Below are 284 nucleotides of genomic sequence, written 5' to 3'. Positions count from 1 at the left end.
TGTATGCTATCGTGTTTAATGAATATATTCCACGCTATAAAAAACAGCAAAGGCTTCTCTAAAGAAGCCTTTGCTGTTTACCTACAAAAAATAGGGTACGATCACCATCTTTTATTTAGCCCTCAACAATCGTTTTTAGATCGGCTGGAGAGTAATTGATAGATTTTAACGTTTTATTGTCGGCTGTTCTGAATACCAGGAATTTGCCATCAACTTCTTTATAATAGGATTCTACGCCTTTTAATTTATAGTGCTCCTGTGTAGCGATGGCTTCTGCTTCGTCT

The sequence above is a fragment of the Sphingobacterium sp. UBA7253 genome, assembly GCF_002472745.1.
GTDB classification, from domain to species: Bacteria; Bacteroidota; Bacteroidia; order Sphingobacteriales; family Sphingobacteriaceae; genus Sphingobacterium; species Sphingobacterium siyangense.
Note: the sequence above shows the minus strand (reverse complement) of the source record.